Annotated in this window: 17 protein-coding genes and 1 tRNA gene; 7 read left to right on the plus strand and 11 right to left on the minus strand. The window is 67.1% G+C overall.

The genetic code is table 11. From position 1 onward, the window contains the following. Nucleotides 1–21 precede the first annotated feature (21 nt). The 3 genes from F1C58_RS01585 to F1C58_RS01595 all read right to left on the minus strand — a co-directional run bounded on the left by F1C58_RS01585 (nucleotide 22) and on the right by F1C58_RS01595 (nucleotide 2,489). Nucleotides 22–444, minus strand: coding sequence for a DUF6114 domain-containing protein (locus F1C58_RS01585; RefSeq protein ID WP_255461201.1), 423 nt, complete (start codon nucleotides 442–444; stop codon nucleotides 22–24). After that, nucleotides 444–1,040: a DUF6230 family protein gene (locus tag F1C58_RS01590; RefSeq protein ID WP_185202298.1), complete on the minus strand. Its 597-nt coding sequence runs from the start codon at nucleotides 1,038–1,040 to the stop codon at nucleotides 444–446. The genes F1C58_RS01585 and F1C58_RS01590 overlap by 1 nt, the downstream gene beginning before the upstream one ends. A gap of 129 nt (nucleotides 1,041–1,169) precedes the next feature. Beyond that, entirely contained in the window at nucleotides 1,170–2,489 is a 1,320-nt protein-coding gene (locus tag F1C58_RS01595; protein ID WP_185202299.1) for an LLM class flavin-dependent oxidoreductase, read from the minus strand. A 151-nt stretch (nucleotides 2,490–2,640) separates the two neighbouring features. Here F1C58_RS01595 and F1C58_RS01600 point away from each other — a divergent pair, with 151 nt between their 5' ends. Further along, on the plus strand, nucleotides 2,641–3,981 hold the full coding sequence (locus tag F1C58_RS01600; protein WP_255461202.1) for an O-acetylhomoserine aminocarboxypropyltransferase/cysteine synthase family protein: 1,341 nt from the start codon (nucleotides 2,641–2,643) through the stop codon (nucleotides 3,979–3,981). 78 nt (nucleotides 3,982–4,059) lie between these two features. On the opposite strand, the gene fgd is transcribed toward F1C58_RS01600, so the two are convergent. Continuing rightward, the gene (fgd, locus tag F1C58_RS01605) at nucleotides 4,060–5,091 is read right to left on the minus strand and encodes a glucose-6-phosphate dehydrogenase (coenzyme-F420) (protein WP_185202300.1); all 1,032 of its coding nucleotides are present in this window, start codon (nucleotides 5,089–5,091) and stop codon (nucleotides 4,060–4,062) included. A 131-nt stretch (nucleotides 5,092–5,222) separates the two neighbouring features. On the opposite strand from fgd, the gene F1C58_RS01610 reads away from it, so the two are divergent. Next, on the plus strand, nucleotides 5,223–6,215 hold the full coding sequence (locus F1C58_RS01610) for an MBL fold metallo-hydrolase (RefSeq protein ID WP_255461203.1): 993 nt from the start codon (nucleotides 5,223–5,225) through the stop codon (nucleotides 6,213–6,215). Between the two features lie 10 nt (nucleotides 6,216–6,225). Here F1C58_RS01610 and F1C58_RS01615 read toward each other — a convergent pair whose 3' ends face one another. Further along, complete coding sequence (locus F1C58_RS01615) at nucleotides 6,226–7,179, minus strand: acetylxylan esterase (protein ID WP_185202301.1); 954 nt, start codon at nucleotides 7,177–7,179, stop codon at nucleotides 6,226–6,228. 37 nt (nucleotides 7,180–7,216) lie between these two features. After that, nucleotides 7,217–7,846, minus strand: a complete 630-nt coding sequence (locus tag F1C58_RS01620) for a C40 family peptidase (protein WP_185202302.1) — start codon at nucleotides 7,844–7,846, stop codon at nucleotides 7,217–7,219. 463 nt (nucleotides 7,847–8,309) lie between these two features. Between F1C58_RS01620 and F1C58_RS01625 the strand changes: the two genes are divergently transcribed. The 3 genes from F1C58_RS01625 to F1C58_RS01635 are packed head-to-tail and all read left to right on the plus strand — an operon-like array spanning nucleotide 8,310 to nucleotide 10,285. Further along, nucleotides 8,310–8,756 carry a MaoC family dehydratase N-terminal domain-containing protein gene (locus F1C58_RS01625; protein ID WP_185202303.1) on the plus strand — a complete coding sequence of 149 codons (447 nt, stop codon included), beginning with the start codon at nucleotides 8,310–8,312 and terminating at the stop codon, nucleotides 8,754–8,756. Then, on the plus strand, nucleotides 8,753–9,172 hold the full coding sequence (locus tag F1C58_RS01630; RefSeq protein WP_185202304.1) for a MaoC family dehydratase: 420 nt from the start codon (nucleotides 8,753–8,755) through the stop codon (nucleotides 9,170–9,172). The genes F1C58_RS01625 and F1C58_RS01630 overlap by 4 nt, the downstream gene beginning before the upstream one ends. A gap of 3 nt (nucleotides 9,173–9,175) precedes the next feature. Beyond that, complete coding sequence (locus tag F1C58_RS01635; RefSeq protein ID WP_185202305.1) at nucleotides 9,176–10,285, plus strand: UDP-N-acetylmuramate dehydrogenase; 1,110 nt, start codon at nucleotides 9,176–9,178, stop codon at nucleotides 10,283–10,285. Between the two features lie 15 nt (nucleotides 10,286–10,300). Here the strand turns inward: F1C58_RS01635 and F1C58_RS01640 are convergent, their stop codons facing one another. From F1C58_RS01640 to F1C58_RS01660, 5 genes are all read right to left on the minus strand, one after another. Next, nucleotides 10,301–11,074: a M23 family metallopeptidase gene (locus F1C58_RS01640; protein ID WP_185202306.1), complete on the minus strand. Its 774-nt coding sequence runs from the start codon at nucleotides 11,072–11,074 to the stop codon at nucleotides 10,301–10,303. Between the two features lie 135 nt (nucleotides 11,075–11,209). Then, nucleotides 11,210–11,872 carry a response regulator transcription factor gene (locus tag F1C58_RS01645; RefSeq protein ID WP_185202307.1) on the minus strand — a complete coding sequence of 221 codons (663 nt, stop codon included), beginning with the start codon at nucleotides 11,870–11,872 and terminating at the stop codon, nucleotides 11,210–11,212. Beyond that, a complete protein-coding gene (locus tag F1C58_RS01650; protein ID WP_185202308.1) occupies nucleotides 11,869–13,026 on the minus strand; it encodes a sensor histidine kinase in 1,158 nt (385 codons plus the stop codon). Before F1C58_RS01650 ends, F1C58_RS01645 begins: the two co-directional genes overlap by 4 nt. 36 nt (nucleotides 13,027–13,062) lie before the next feature. Continuing rightward, a complete protein-coding gene (locus F1C58_RS01655) occupies nucleotides 13,063–13,905 on the minus strand; it encodes an ABC transporter permease (protein ID WP_185202309.1) in 843 nt (280 codons plus the stop codon). Then, nucleotides 13,902–14,789 carry an ABC transporter ATP-binding protein gene (locus tag F1C58_RS01660; protein WP_185202310.1) on the minus strand — a complete coding sequence of 296 codons (888 nt, stop codon included), beginning with the start codon at nucleotides 14,787–14,789 and terminating at the stop codon, nucleotides 13,902–13,904. The genes F1C58_RS01655 and F1C58_RS01660 overlap by 4 nt, the downstream gene beginning before the upstream one ends. A 261-nt stretch (nucleotides 14,790–15,050) precedes the next feature. On the opposite strand from F1C58_RS01660, the gene F1C58_RS01665 reads away from it, so the two are divergent. Together F1C58_RS01665 and secE are read left to right on the plus strand one after the other, a co-directional pair. Then, nucleotides 15,051–15,123, plus strand: a tRNA-Trp gene (locus F1C58_RS01665). Between the two features lie 55 nt (nucleotides 15,124–15,178). Further along, nucleotides 15,179–15,445 carry a preprotein translocase subunit SecE gene (gene secE, locus F1C58_RS01670; protein ID WP_185202311.1) on the plus strand — a complete coding sequence of 89 codons (267 nt, stop codon included), beginning with the start codon at nucleotides 15,179–15,181 and terminating at the stop codon, nucleotides 15,443–15,445. Nucleotides 15,446–15,458: the final 13 nt, after the last annotated feature.

Genomic DNA, 15,458 nt, shown 5'->3' on the forward strand with positions numbered 1-15,458 from the left:
ACCGGCGCGACCGCCCCGCGTTCAGGATCGACTCGCTTCGACGGGGGCCGCTTCCCTCACGACCGCGGCGGTCTCCGGGTTCTGGTGACGAGACTCCAGCGGCATCCAGGCGACGATCAGGATGCCGCCGACCGCACCGAGGAGCATTCCGATGAAGAATCCGCCCAGGTTCACTCCGACTAGCGAGTAGATCGAGATGGCGAGCACGAGCACACCGTAGAAGATGCGGTGCACCGGCATGACGGTCGCGAGGATTCCGAGCAACACCATCAGCAGCGGGATGATCGTGGCCTGCAATCCCTCGATGCCCACCTGCACGTGGATCTTGCCCACGTCCAACTGCCCGGAGAAGAACATCTCCACCCCGGCGAGGGCGGCGAGCAGACCTCCCACGAAAGGCCGGTTGCGTCGCCAGGCCGAGAATGCGGTGCGACGGGCGGTCACTAGAAGCACCCCTTGGTGCCATCCGTGAGCTGGAGATGCATGCCGGTGAGGGTGAAGACCGAGGCCTGGGTCGACCACGCGGTCTGCTGCAGCCCGACGATCTTGAGGGAGTCGGCATCCTGCGCGAAGTCTCCCGCCGTTCCCTTGTGGCTGGTCTTCACGGTCGAGGCATCCACCCCGATGCGGATGTTGTTGAAGGTGGAGTCGCCCTTGAGGTCGGTCATGCCGATCTGGAGGTCGGTCGCCGTTGCCGGCTTCCCGCCGCCACCGGCGGTGATGAGCAGTCCGACCTTGCCGAGCGGGGTGTCGGTCACGACGGACTGGCACAGATCCGCGAGGTTGGCGGAGGCGATGTTGGCGATGGCCACCTGGTGGGGCTTGCCGGCGGTGTCGTTGGCGACCCCCGCGTACTGGGAGAACCCGGTGCCGTCCAACTGGGAGGCGCTGATCTGGAACTGGCTGCCGGAGACGGCGAAGGACACCGGCACCGCGCCGTTGGCCACTCCGCCCATCAGCACGGTGGCGACGACGGCCACCGGCACCGCCGCGAGCACGATGCGACCGGCGTGCGTGCCTGTGAGGCTTCGGATGTTCATAGATCCTCCTTGATCCAGACCACATGACAGATGTGATCGCTATAGGAAGAGCGACGCGAGGGCGGCGCAACTATGACGCGGATCCGCGAAAGTATTCTGCGGATGTCCCGGAACCGGCATCCGCAGGGGTCAGAAGTCGAGCAGGTTGCCCCGCGCACCGCCCGTGCCGTATTCGCGGCGCAGCACCCCTCGCTTGCGCAGTTCCGGCACCAGGAGATCGAGGTATCCGTGAACGGTCACCGGGTGGAGGTCGCCCGAGAAGATGAAGCCGTCGTTGTCGGCGTCGTCCCCGAGAGCTTGGATGAAGTCCGCGACCTGCTCGAGGGTGCCGACGAATCCGGTGCCGTCGGCGATACGCCCCTTGCGGGCCTTGCGCGCCGCGAGGTCGCGGAGGGTCTGAGTCTCGAAGCTTTCCGAGCCTCCGAGCAGACCCTTGATCGTGCCCTGGGAGACGTGCTGTCCGAAGACCGAGATGTCCAGTGGCTTGTCGAGATCGAGGATGGTGAGGTCCGTCTCGAGGTCGCTCGACTGACCGGCGATCACGGCTCGCACTTCGGCATCGGAAGGATGCAGCGAGGCCGCGACCACGCGATCCACCTCCTCCTGGCTCGCCACGATCTCCGGCTTGAAGACGAACAGGATCTTGATGTCTTCGGCCCGGCGGCCGCGCGCGACGGCGGCCTCGTGCACCTTTGCACGGTAGGCGCGCACACTCTCGACGGTGAGCGGGGCGAGGGCGAGCTGCACGTCGGAGTTGCCCCCGGCGAAGGACAGCCCGCGTCCGGAGCCGCCGGGGGAGACGATGAGCGGATCGCCCGCGTCGAACGGCACGGCGTTGAGGGGCCCGTCAAGGGTGAAGTACTCACCCTCGTGGTGGAAGGCATCGATGTGGCTGGCATCGGCAAAGCGCCCGGTCGCGGCATCCTCGACGAGGGCACCCTCGTCCCAGCTGTGCCAGAGGCGGCGCACGACGGTGAGCCACTCCTCGGCCCGATCGTAGGCACCGTCATGAGACAGTTCCTCCAGACCGAAGTGCCGCGCGCTCTTCACGTCGGTGACCAGGTTGATGCCGAACCGGCTGTCGCTGAGGTGCTGGAGGGTGGCGAACTGTCGAGCGGCGAGATAGGGCGGATAGGCCCCGGCGTTGATGGTCGGCGCGATCCCGATGTGCGAGCTCGCCTCGAAGAGATAGGGAGTCAGCAGCAGCGGATCGAGCTTCGGTCCGCCGTAGGCCGCACGCACGCGCAGGTCGAGCGTCTCCGGGGAGCCGAGGGAGAGGGCATCCTCGATGATCAGCAGGTCGAGCCCGGCCTGCTCGAGCTCGCGGACGGACTGCTGGTAGAGCTTCGGCGAGGTCCACCGATATTTCCACTGGTAATCCGGGCGGCCCCACCCCTGTGGTCCGAAGCCGCGGCCGAAGAACCAGCCGAAGTGTTGGAGTCGCGTCATGGTGTTCATCTCCCTGTGAGGCCGGCGTGTGCTCCTCGACCCTAGGTCGATCCCGGTGGAGGGCGGCGGAATGTGTCGCCGTGTGAAGAGGCGGATTGTCCGCTCGCCCTCCCCGCCGTAGCGTGGGCCGCGCACCCAGAGGAGAAACGCCGTGACATCCACCCCCTTGCCCTTCGGCAGCGAGCACTTCGGTTTCGACACCGACCAGGTGCATGCCGGTGAGCAGATCGGTGACGGGCACGGCGCTCGGGTCACCCCGATCTACCTCACGGCAGGGTTCGTCTTCGACTCCTTCGACCATGCGCGCGACCGCTTCGCCGGCCACGACGGAGCCTGGACCTATTCGCGCGTGGGTAACCCGACGAACGTCGTGGTCGAGGATCGGCTTACCGCTCTCGAGCACGGCGTCGGATCGCTACTGGTCGGAAGCGGTCAGGCCGCGCTCACGGTCGCTATGCTCGCCATCCTCAAGTCCGGAGATCATTTCCTCGCCACCCAGAGCCTCTACGAGGGCACCAAGACGCTCTTCCGCGAGAACTTCGTGCGGTTCGGAATAGAGGTCGAGTTCGTCGATGATCCCCACGATCTCGCCGAATGGCAGCGTCGACTGCGGCCGACCACGCGCGCGGTCTTCGCCGAATCGATCCCCAACCCCAAGAACGACCTGATCGATTTCGACCTCGTCGCGGGCTTCGCCCGGGATGCCGGGGTGCCGTTCATCGTCGACAGCACGGCGGCCACGCCGTATCTGCTTCGCCCTCTCGACCATGGCGCCTCGGTGGTGGTGCACTCCGCAAGCAAGTTCCTCAGCGGCCACGGCGCCTCCCTTGCCGGGGTCATCGTCGACGGTGGCAGCTTCGACTGGGCCCGGTATCCGCAGAAGTTCCCGCAGTTCTCGGCGCCTCTCGCGGGTGATGAGAGCGACTCGATGGTGTCCCGCTTCGGCCCGAGGGCATTCATCGAATACGCCCGCACCGTGATCGCGGCCCGGCTCGGCCCGGTTCTGTCGCCCGTCAACGCGTTCCTTCTGCTCCAGGGACTCGAGACCCTCTCGTTGCGCGTGGAGCGTCATTCGCGCAACGCGCTCGCCGTGGCCGAATGGCTCGAGCAACAGCCCGAGGTGGAGTCCGTCGACTATCCCGGTCTCGCCTCCAGCCCGCACCGCGCGCTCGCCGAGCGCTATCTGCCGCGCGGGGCCGGATCCGTCTTCGGATTCACCCTCACCGGCGGCCTCGACGATGCCCGCACGCTCATCGACTCCGTCGAGCTCTTCAGCCGGATGACCCACATGGGGGATGTGCGCTCGATGATCCTGCATCCGGGTACGACTTCGCACGCGCAGGTCTCCGCGGCCGACCGGGCACGCTTCGGTATCGACGACGGACTGGTGCGCCTCTCGGTGGGTATCGAGGATGAAGCGGACCTGATCGCAGACCTCGACCGGGCCTTCGTCGCGTTGCGGACCGCCCGCGTGCTCGCCGACGTCGGCTGAGCCGCACCTCGGCTGTGGCGCCGGGAATCCGGGCCGCCACGACCGATCGGCCGAGTCCGATCCCTCCCGGGAAGGCGCTTAGCGCGCGCGCAGACGCGGCGCGAGGTCCCGCTCGAACGACTCGAGGAAACGGGCCTGGTCGTGACCCGGTGCATGGAACACCAGATGATTGAAGCCGGCGTCGATGTACTCGCCGATCTTCGCGGTCGTTTCATCGGGGTCGGAGCCCACGATCCAGCGCGTGGCGACCTGCTCGATCGGCAGGGCGTCGGCCGCCTTCTCCATCTCGATCGGGTCGGTCAGGTCGTGCTTCTGTTCCGCCGAGAGCGACAGCGGCGCCCAGAAGCGGGTGTTCTCGAGCGCGAGGTCGGGATCGGTGTCGTACGAGAGCTTGATCTCGATCATGTGGTCGATCGCCGCGACATCCCTCCCCGCCTTCTCGGCGCCCGCAGCAACGGCGGGGATCAGCTTCTCGGTGTACAGGTCCATCCCCTTGCCTGAGGTGCAGATGAAACCGTCTCCCGCGCGACCGGCGTAGCCGGCCACCACCGGACCGCCCGCAGCGATATAGACCGGGATGCCGCCCTCCGGCCGGTCGTAGATGCTCGCGTCGTGCGTGGAGTAGTACTCGCCCTCGAAGTTGACGCGGTCGCCGGTCCACAGCTCACGCATGAGGGAAACCGCCTCGCGCAGCCGGGCGTACCGTTCCTTGAACTCGGGCCAGTCCTGCTCGCCGGCTCCGCGAAAGCCCGTGGCCACCTCGTTGAGTGCCTCGCCCGTTCCGACGCCGATCATGATCCGCCCCGGGTAGAGGCAGCCGAGAGTCGCGAAGGCCTGAGCAAGCACGGCGGGGTTGTACCGGAACGTCGGGGTCATCACCGAGGTGCCGATCTGGATGGTCGAGGTCCGTTCGCCGACGGCCGCCATCCAGGCAAGAGAGAACGGGGCGTGCCCGCCGGTGTGCCGCCAGGGCTGAAAGTGGTCGCTGACCGCCACGCTCTCGAAGCCGTGGGCTTCCGCGGCGACCGCGATCTCCACGAGCTCCCGCGGCGCGAACTGCTCCGCGGATGCCTTGTAGCCGAGTTTCAATGGCAGGGTGGGTGCAGACATGGGGCTCGATTCCTGGGGGTGATGAGGTATCCCTCCATTCTGGTCGTGGCGGCGGTGAGTAAACACCGGGAATCCCCGCCGGACGTATCGTTTCTTTCGGGGGTGTTCGCCTCCCCGGCCGGAAGGGCCCCATGCATCCCACCAGTCCTGCCCAGTTCGAGGCGTCGCGCTCCCGCACGATCCCGCAGCCGGAGCTGGTACGCGATGATGTCTGGGCGCTGGCCCAGCAGATGCCCGGCGGCTATCTGCCCTATTCCCTGCTCTACGTGCTGCGGGACGCCGATGGCGCATTCCACGTGATCGATCCGGGCTGGGATTCGCCGCAGAACTGGTCGACCCTCTGCGAGGTGCTCGCCGGCCTCGGCGCCTCTGTGGCGGACGTGCGCTCCATCACCTCCACGCATCTGCACCCCGACCACATCGGCCTGGCGCAGCGACTTCGCCAGGCATCCGGTGCCCCGCTCCAGCTGCACGAGACGGAGGCTGCCGCCACCGGTTCTCCCTTCGACGGCCCCGGAAACGCGGATGCGGTCGAGCTGCAGCTCGATGCCTGGGGCGTGCCCGAGCACCGCCGCGCCGAGATCCTGCGCATCACCGCCCAGGCCTCGGGCTTCGTGCCGCCCGCCGCGGACCGCACCCTCGTCGACGGCGAGCGGCTCGACATCCCCGGCTTCGACCTGCGCGGCATGCTGACACCCGGCCACACCTCCGGGCACCTGTGTCTTCGTGAAGACGGGCGATCACTGCTGTTCACCGGTGATCACCTCCTGCCGATGATGTACGCCGGGCTCGGCCTCGGCGCCCCGAGCGCCACCAATCCCCTCGCAGATTATCTGGCCAGCCTCGATCGGGTGCGCGAGTACCCCGGATATGAGGTGCTGCCGGGCCATGGCTACCGCTTCGCCGGGGTGGCCGAGCGGGCGACGGAGACCGCCGAACATCACCGACGCCGGTCGCGAGAGGTCGCGGCGGTGCTCGAGGATGCCCCGGACTCCAGCACCTGGCAGATCGCCTCGTCCCTCACCTGGTCGGCGGGCTGGCCCGGGCTCGTGGACTTCCTGCTCTACTCGGCCCTCGCCCAGACCGAGATGCACCGGGACTACCTCGCGGGCGCGGCCCGCTGAGCGATCAGGATCACGCGGTCAGGATGTGCAGGGCCGCAAGCTCATCCTCGATCTGGCCACCCTCATGGGCGTTGAACGGCCAGACCTCGATCTGCTTCTCGCCCCGGTACGCGTTGAAGGCTCCGAACACGGTGGACGGCGGGCAGGTCGTGTCCATCAGGGCGGTCGAGAATCGGGCCGGAGCGCTAGCGCGTCGGGCGAAATTGACGCCGTCGAAGTAACCGAGCGTGTTCTGCACGGCCCCGGCTTTCGCGCGATGCACGGCGAGGTAGCGGCCGATCTCCCGGTAGGGATCGCTGTCGGTGATCGTGATGGCGCGCGGGAAGTCGCAGAGGAACGGCACGAACGGAAAGACCGCGCGCAGGCCGTCGACCAGGCCGGCGACGGCGAGGGCGAGCCCGCCGCCCTGGCTGAATCCGAGCACCGAGATCCGGTCGGCGTCGATCGCCGGAAGGGATCGGGCGGCGTCGATCGCCCGCACGGCATCCGTGATCACGCGGCGGTAGTAGTAGGTCTCCGGCGATTCGATTCCGCGCGTCATGAACCCGGGGCTGCTGGGCGCCGAGCCCTGAGGGTCCGCCGTGTCGCCGGGACTCCAGATGGACCCTTGCCCGCGGGTGTCCATCTGCAGGTGCGCGAATCCGGCCGACGACCAGAACAGGTTCTCGACGGCATGACCGCGACCGCCGCCATACCCGACGAACTCCACCAGGGCGGGAAGTGGCTGCGAAATGCCGACGGGTAGACGCAGCCACGCGTGCACCCGGTGCCCACCGTATCCGGCGAAGCTCACATCGAAGACCTCGACGGTGCGCAACCCCGAATCGACGGGTGACACGGTCACTGCGAGATCGAACCCGCGCGACTCGGCGAGGGTCGTTTCCCAGAACGCATCGAAATCCGGCGGGTCGACCTGGCTGCTCTCGTAGGACCGCAGCTGGGCTTCGGGCAGATCCGTGAACATCGTCGTCCTTCGAGAAAGTGCGGGGCCGTGACCGGTTCTAGACAGTCAGGCGGATGAAGAGGGGCGAGCCCCACAGGCTGCCCACGTGCTCCACGTAGCGGCCAGGGCGCGGCGAGTTGTACATGCCACCGGCTCCGTCGTAGATGCCCACGTGCTGGCCGGGCCAATAGACGAGGTCGCCGGCGACGGCATCCGCCTTACTGATGCTCACTCCGAGGCGGGCCTGGTGGTCGGCTCCGCGCGGCAGGCTGATGCCGAATCCGGCGAAGACATACTGGGTGAATCCGTCGCACGAGAAGCTGGTCTGCGGGCTGTTGCCGGTGCCGTAGGGCACGACTCCCACGAACTGGGCCGCGTAGGCGAGAACCGCCGCTCCGCTGTAGGAGGGGGCCGGCGGGTTCACGGTCACCCCGGCGAAGCGGTTTGCAACCGGAGCCTTACCGGCCGCGGCGACGATCACGACGGGGGGAGGCTTGGTCACCGAGTACCCGTCGCGGGAGGGGGCGATGAGCGCCACAGAAGTGACGACCGAGGCCGTCTGGACCGTTGCCGGGGGGCCGGTGACGGCGGCCGCGGAGCCGACGACGGCATACGCGGGGATGGCTACGGTCGCGATGAGAGCGCCCGCAGCCACAAGGGCGCCGAGCTTCGCGGCGTAAGAAGTCATCCCGACAGGCTAGCCCACGCCCTCCCAAAAGTCTCATTCTGGTAACGAGACACACGCGAACTGGGGCGTTCGGGCCGTGTTTCGGGGGTGATCAGACCGGTGCGCCTCACTTTGTTCAAGAAATATCGCGACACGCCGAAAACACTAGATGTAGTGGAATGACAGGAGTGTCATTCCGGTTATATAGTAAGAACCCACGACGGCACCGATAGTGAACAAGCGGTGACGGAGTACCAAACTTTCCGCACTTTCCACCCATCAGCTTCAGGAGGCTCCCATGGACAACGACAACAGCTTCATCGGCGGATACGCAGTACCGGTCGACCCGATGGACGACCTGCAGTGCGACAGCTGCCAGTAAGTCTCGATACAGCAAAGAGCCCCGGCCACCAGCGATGGTGACCGGGGCTTTCTCTTTTCGGGGCCGCCGTCGTTAGGCTCTCTCCGTGCCCAAGGAATCCGAATGACCGTGAACCCCGAACTCGTCGGCCGGGTGTTCCCGCCGACAGAGCCGTACCTGGTGGGTCGGGAGAAGATCCGCGAGTTCGCGCGTTCCGTCTTCGCCACCACCCCGCTCTGCTTCGATCTGGCCGCCGCACAGGCCGCCGGCTACAGCGACCTCGTCGCACCGCCCACCTTCCCGGTCGTCGTACAGGAGCGCACACTGCACCAGTTGCTCTCCGAGCCGGATGCGGGCATCGACTTCTCGCGTGTGGTGCACGGGGACCAGCGCTTCAGCTTCAGCCGCCCGATAGTGGCGGGCGATGAACTCACTGCGACCCTGACCGTCGCGAGCATCAAGTCGCTCGGCGGACACTCCATGGTCACGGCCGAGTCCTCCATCGTCGGGGCAGACGGCGAGCACGTCGTCACCGCAATCTCCACCCTTGTCGTGCGGGGTGACGAATGACCGGCATCACGGCTCTGTCCCTCGAGATCGGGCAGGTGGTGGCTGAAGCCGAGTTCGCGCTCAGCCGCAACTCGCTCGTGCGGTACGCCGGGGCATCCGGCGACTTCAACGCGATCCACTATCGCGACGATGTCGCCCAGTCGGTGGGGCTGCCCGGCGTTCTCGCGCACGGGATGCTCACGATGGGCCTCGCGGTGCAGCCGGTCGTCGACTGGATCGGCGACCCCGGACGGGTGCTCGACTACCAGGTGCGCTTCACCCGCCCGGTGCCTGTGGATGCCGCGGAGGGTGCGCTCGTGCGCGTCACCGCCAAGGTCGGCGCTCTCGAGACCGACATCGCGCGCATCGACCTCACCGTCACCTTCGACGGTGCGACGGTGCTCGGAAAGGCGCAGGTGCGCGTGAGCGTGGCCTGATCGATGGATCTTCGAGAACACACCACCATCCGCGTCGGCGGCCCCGCGGCGGAGTTCCTTGCGCCGGCGACCGCCGATCAGCTCGTCGAGACCGCAAGGGCGGTCTGGGCGACCGGTGACGACTGGATCGCGCTCGGCGGAGGCTCGAACCTCGTCGTGGCCGACGACGGGGTGCCGGGCACGGTGATCCATGTGGTCACCCGGGGGATCGAACGGCTGCCGGGCGAGGGCGTGGTGCTGCGCGTACAGGCCGGCGAGCCCTGGGATGAGCTCGTCGCGCTCACCGTCGAGCAGGGTCTCGCGGGCATCGAAGCGCTCTCGGGTATCCCGGGGTCCTGCGGGGCGGCCCCGATCCAGAACATCGGCGCCTACGGACAGGAACTCTCCTCCTCGCTGGTCGCCATCGAGTTCCTCGACTATCTCAGCGGGGAACGCCGGCGCCTTCCTGCCGCCGAACTCGAGCTCGGCTACCGTCGATCCGCTCTCAAGGGAGGGCGCGCGGGAATCGTCATCTCGATCGATCTCGCACTCTCGCAGAACGGCGGTGCGCTCAGCGATCCGATCGAGTACGACCAGCTTGCGAGCGCCCTCGGCGTCTCGGTGGGGGATCGCCTTCCCGTCGCGCAGGTGCGCTCCGCGGTGCTCGCGCTGAGGAGTGCGAAGGGGATGATTCTCGATCCGGCGGATCCCGATTCGGTGAGCGCGGGTTCTTTCTTCACCAATCCGATTGTGAGTGCGGCCTTCTCGCGCTCACTCCCCCCGGATGTCCCGCGGTGGCCGGCGGAGGACGGCCCCTCTGCCACTGTGGCTCCGCGCGTGACTCCACTGGAGTCCTACATCCCGGAGCACCTCGCGCCCAGGAACGTCTCCGCTGCGAGCGGCGTCAAGCTCAGCGCCGCCTGGCTGATCGAGCACTCCGGCGTGACCCGGGGTTTCCGGCTTCCCGGTTCGCGCGCGGCCATCTCGAGCAAGCACAGCCTCGCGATCGTGAACACGGGGGGTGCGACCGCCGAGCAGGTCGCGGAGCTCGCCCGCTACATCCAGACTCGCGTACTCGGTGCTTACGGGGTCGTGCTGCAGCCGGAGCCCGTACTGCTTGGCGTGCACGTCTGAGCTGATGGCCGACGTCTAGTTGGCGTTGGCGATCAGCCAGGCGTAGGGATCGACGAAACTCCCGTCGAGGGAGATGCCGAGGTGGAGGTGGGCGCCGGTCGAGGCGCCCGTGCTGCCGACAAACCCGAGGGTCTGCCCGACGGTCACGGTCTGGCCGACCGCAACGGTCGGTGATCCGGCGATCATGTGCGCGTAGAGGCTCTCGACCCTCTGCCCATTGATCACGTGTTCGATGACGACGCGCGTGCCGTAGGAGGCATAGCCACCGGTGTCCTGACCCACGATGGTCACCACTCCCGGTGCGATCGCGCCGATGGGCGCACCTGCTCCGGGCAGGAAGTCGAGACCGTCGTGATAGGAAGAACAGCCACGACAGGGGGACGGGCGCGGCCCGAATCCGCTGGCGATGGGCACGTACCGGGGAAAGGGCCACTGGACGGTGCCATTGGGATTCGGCGTGTAGAGCATGCTGCCGCGAGGGGTGAAGTTCGCCAGCTTGGCCTGGCGCACCGGAGGCGGCGGGGGAGGAAGGGTGACCGCGTAGCCATCACGACCGGCCGATGTCGGCGCGGCGATAGTCGCCTCGGTGCTCGCGGCGAACGACTGGGTTGGGGCCGTCTCGCGCAACGACGAATTTGTGCGGGTGAGAGCCGCGGCGGAATCGGCGCGGTACAGCGCCGCTGCGGGAAGCGAGGTCGACACGATGAGCGCGGCAACGCCGAACAGGGCGCCGATGGCGGTGACCTTGGAGGTCACCCTCTTCAGGGCCGATCTCTGCTGCTGTTGCACCGGGTAAGTCCTCTGCCTTGAGCGACCTCCGCGTCAGCGGTCGAGACTCGGGCGTGTTCGGGATTCGCCACCGTTTAGTAACGAATCGGTAAAGGCTAGCAAGAGTCGGGCCATTCGACCAGAGCCGCTATTGCCTCAGCGCTTCAGCAGCCCGAGTTCCATGGCGAGAGTCACCGCGCGCGTGCGGTCGCTCACACCGAGTTTCTCGAAGACATGCAGGAGGTGGGTCTTCACCGTTGCCTCGCTCAGAAACAGCGCTTTCGCGATGGAGGGGTTGCTGTTTCCGTCGGCGACGAGCGCGAGCACCTGACTCTCCCGGGCGCTCAGCGTCACCGCGACCGGCTTCGCTACCCGTCGCACCAGCAGCGCCGCGATGGAGGGCGCGAGAGCCACCTCACCACGGGCCACCGAGCGGATTCCCGCGAGGATCTCCTCCTGCGGCGCAGCCTTCAACAGGTAGCCGGTGGCACCGGCCTCGATCGCGGAGAGGATCGCCTCGTCGGTCTCATAGGTCGTCAACACGATGACACGGATGCCGGGCTCCGAGGCGAGGATCTGCAGGGTCGCGGCCACCCCGTCGAGCTCCACTTCGCCGAAGGAGGAGTTGCCGGAACGAGACGGCACTGGCATCCGGAGGTCCATCAGCACGAGGTCTGGCTTCAGTCGGAGCGCGGTCGACACGGCCTCAGTTCCGCTCGCGGCCTCGCCGACGACCTCGACATCCGGCGCGTCCTGAAGCAGGGCGACGATGCCGCTGCGCACGATCTGATGGTCGTCGGCCACCACGACGCGGATCACGCAGCGACCCCGATCGGCAGTGAGACCGAGAGGGAGGTGCCGCCTCCCGGCACGCTCGACAGCGCGAGCGCGCCGTTGACCAGGGCAAGCCGGTCCCGCATCCCGGGCAGCCCGAAGCCGGTCTCCGCCTTAGTCGAGTCGAAGCCGGTGCCATCATCGGTGACGGAGAGGGTCGCCGTGTGCAGCTCGGTGACCATACGCACGGTCGCCGACGTCGCGTGCGAGTGCTTTCGCACGTTGGCCAGCGCCTCCTGGGCACAGCGAAGCAACACGACCTCGGTGTCGCGATCGAGGTCGACCGAGACCTCCGCGATCACGGTGATCGCGATCCCGGACTCCCGGCGGTAGCGTTCGGCGAGCCTCTCGAGAGCGGCCGCTATGCCGCCGCCGAGGTCGACCGGGGCGCTCGCCGCGACGAGCGATCGCGTCTCAACCAGCACCTCCCGCGCGCTCTGCTCGAGCAGGCGCAGCTGGTCGGCGAGGGGTTCGAGTCGCTCGTGGGCGAGTTCGCGCTGGGCGCGCTGGGACATCATCACGATGCCGGTGAGGCTCTGGGCGATCGTGTCGTGGATCTCCCGGGCGAGTCGCTCCCGTTCGCTCACGACCCCGGTGTCGTGGTTCGCCGCCGCGAGCTCGGCCTGCGTCGCGGTGAGTTCATCGAGCAGGTGGAGGCGTTCGGCGCTCAGGTCGGCGATACGACTGATCCACAGCCCGAGGGCGAGGCTCCCCACCAGCGAGATGCTCTGGATGAGCGCGGTCTGCGCGAGGTTGTCGGAGTCCGTTCCCACCGAAACGATGAATCCGGCGCTCACCGCGACAGCGAGACCGACGTTCGCCACCATCGCCACCCTGGTCGACGGGATCACCACCCACAGCAGCGGAAACGCGATCGCCTGCACGAAGGCGAGATTCGGCGAGCAGGCGACGAGTGCGCCGGAGCCGATGATCAGAGCGAGCGCGAACGGCAGCCTGAGGCGGGCTTCACCGCCGAGCGCGCGTCTTCCGATGGTGACGTAGACGATCGACAGCAGCGCGATGGTGGCCCAGGCGGCAATCCGTTGGCCGGCGCTCGGCGCCCAGGAGAACACGTCGATGACCGCGAGCATCGCCATGGTGGTGGCGAAGAACACGTGCCACCAGCGGTTTCCTGTCATGGTCTCAAGCTTCCCACCAGCCCGGTCGGCCGCGGCTCAGGAATCCTTGCGGATCCAACGGAAGGTCAGGCGGCAGGCCACGAGTCCGACCACGAGCCAGATCGCCGTCACGAGAGCGACGCCGCCGAGGTTCCAGGTGCCGCCCATTTCGAGAGTCTTGAACGAATCCGGGAGGAATACCGAGCGCATCCCCTGCGCCAGCCACTTGAGCGGGAAGATGCTCGCGAAGTTCTGCAGCCAGTCGGGCAGCTGCGAGAAGCTCAGGTAGACGCCCGAGATGAACTGCAGGATCAGCGTGATCGGGATGATCACCGCTGTTGCACTCTTGCCGGAGCGGGGCAGTGCGCTCAGCGCGATGCCGAGCACCGCACAGGTCGAGACGCCGAGCAGGAACACCCAGGCGAAGGTGAGCCATTTGATGGGATCGGTCGGCAACGGCACCCTGAACGCCAGCGCCGCGACGACGAGCAGCAGCGCCGACTGCAGGATGCCCGTCACGATCACCTGCCCGATCTTGCCGATGAAGTAGCTCAGCACCGGCAGGGGGGATCCCCCGAGGCGTTTGAGGGTGCCGTCGCTCTTCTCCGTCGCGATATCGATCGACATGTTCTGCAGGCCGCTGAGCAGCACGCCGGCGGCGAGCATCCCGGGCAGGTAGAAGTCCGCGGCCGTCAGGTTGGTGCCGCTCGCGGTCTTGCCGAAGCTGCCCTCGCTGAAGGCGACCGAGAAGATCGTGAGGAAGACCAGGGGGAAGAGGAAGGTGAAGAAGACCGAGTCCCCCTGGCGGAAGTAGGTCTTGATCTCGTACCCGATGCGGCTAGCCCCCAGCGCGAGGGTGCGGCCGGCGGGCAGCTTGGGGGTCTCGATGGCGGTGGTCACAGTGCGCGCTCCAGTTCTTCCATGGTCTTGTCCTGAGTGGTGTGTGCCGCGACGAGGTCGAGATAGACGTCTTCGAGGCTCGGGCGTCGCACTTCGAGGCCGTCAGGTTCGCCACCGGTCGCGGCGAACAGGCGGGCGACGACGGATGCCGGTTCGGTAGTGCGTTCCTCGTGAGATCCGTTCTCGTCCTGCCATCGCACCACCGGGATGCGGGCGTGCGCCCCACCGATCTCGTCGATGGTGCCGATGTCGATGAGCGTTCCTCCGGCGATCACTCCCGCGCGGTCGCCCAACTGTGCGGCCTCGTCCAGGTAGTGGGTGGTCAGCAGGATCGTCGTGCCCTCGCGCTTGAGGGAGCGGATGAGCTCCCAGAACTCGCGTCGCGCCTCCGGGTCGAAGCCGGTGGTCGGCTCGTCGAGGAAGAGCAACTCCGGCCGGCCGATCACCCCGAGCGCGACATCCACCCGCCGCCGTTGGCCGCCCGAGAGGGACTTGATGCGCGATTTGGCCTTCTCGGTGAGTCCCACCGCCGCGATGACCTCGTCGACGTCCCTCGGGTTGGCATAGAAGCCGGCGAAGTGAGCGAGTTGCTCGCGCACTGTCACATTGCCGCTCTCGCCGGTCGACTGCAACACGATTCCGAGGCGGGCCTTCCAGTCGATGCCGCCGCGCTGGGGATCCACGCCGAGCACGAGTGCCTCGCCGCTCGTGCGATCGCGATAACCCTCGAGAATCTCGATGGTCGTGGACTTCCCGGCGCCGTTGGGGCCGAGAAGGGCGAATGTCTCGCCGGCTTCGATGTCGAAGCTCACGCCATCCAGAGCCGAGAAGTCGCCGTATTGCTTGCGCAGGTTGCGCACACTCACGTGGGGAGGAGTTGTCATACGCCCATAGTCCCGCGCCACGCCGCCCACGACAACGGTGCACCGGATGGGGGCGCATCAACCGATCGGTGGATGCCGCGAGGAGTTCCCCCGGCGATCGCCCGGGAATCAGCCTCGCCCGCAGCCGCCTCCCGCAGCTTTGCGCCTCGCGCGACCGTCGCCTAGACTGGGGCGTGGTAGTTGAAATCTGCCATCATTTTCTGTGCCCTTTTCGCGTAAAAGCGTGACTGGCTTCGGAGTATGGTGACGGTTCGGCTGCGAAGGGCGGTGGCTCAATTGGTAGAGCAGCGGTCTCCAAAACCGCAGGTTGCAGGTTCAAGTCCTGTCCGCCCTGCAGTTCGGTTCGCGCACCTGTGCGGGTCGGCAGTTTCGACGAAGGTAGTAACCAAGTGGCGAGAAATGTCATCGACGAGCCGAGTGAGGACATCGTCGCGAATGCCAAACAGGATCGTGGCGCAAGCCGCGGCCCGTTCGGTCGACTCGTCATCTTCCTCCGGCAGGTAATCAATGAACTGAAGAAGGTCGTCACCCCGACCCGCAAGGAACTGTTCAGCTACACCGGCGTCGTGTTGGTCTTCGTGGTCATCATGATGGCGCTGGTCTACGGGCTCGACCTGGTCTTCGCACTCGGAGTGAATACCGTCTTCGGCAAATAACGATCTTCAGCTG

Origin of the sequence: Glaciihabitans sp. INWT7, from assembly GCF_014217685.1 — a bacterium.
GTDB lineage: Bacteria > Actinomycetota > Actinomycetes > Actinomycetales > Microbacteriaceae > Lacisediminihabitans.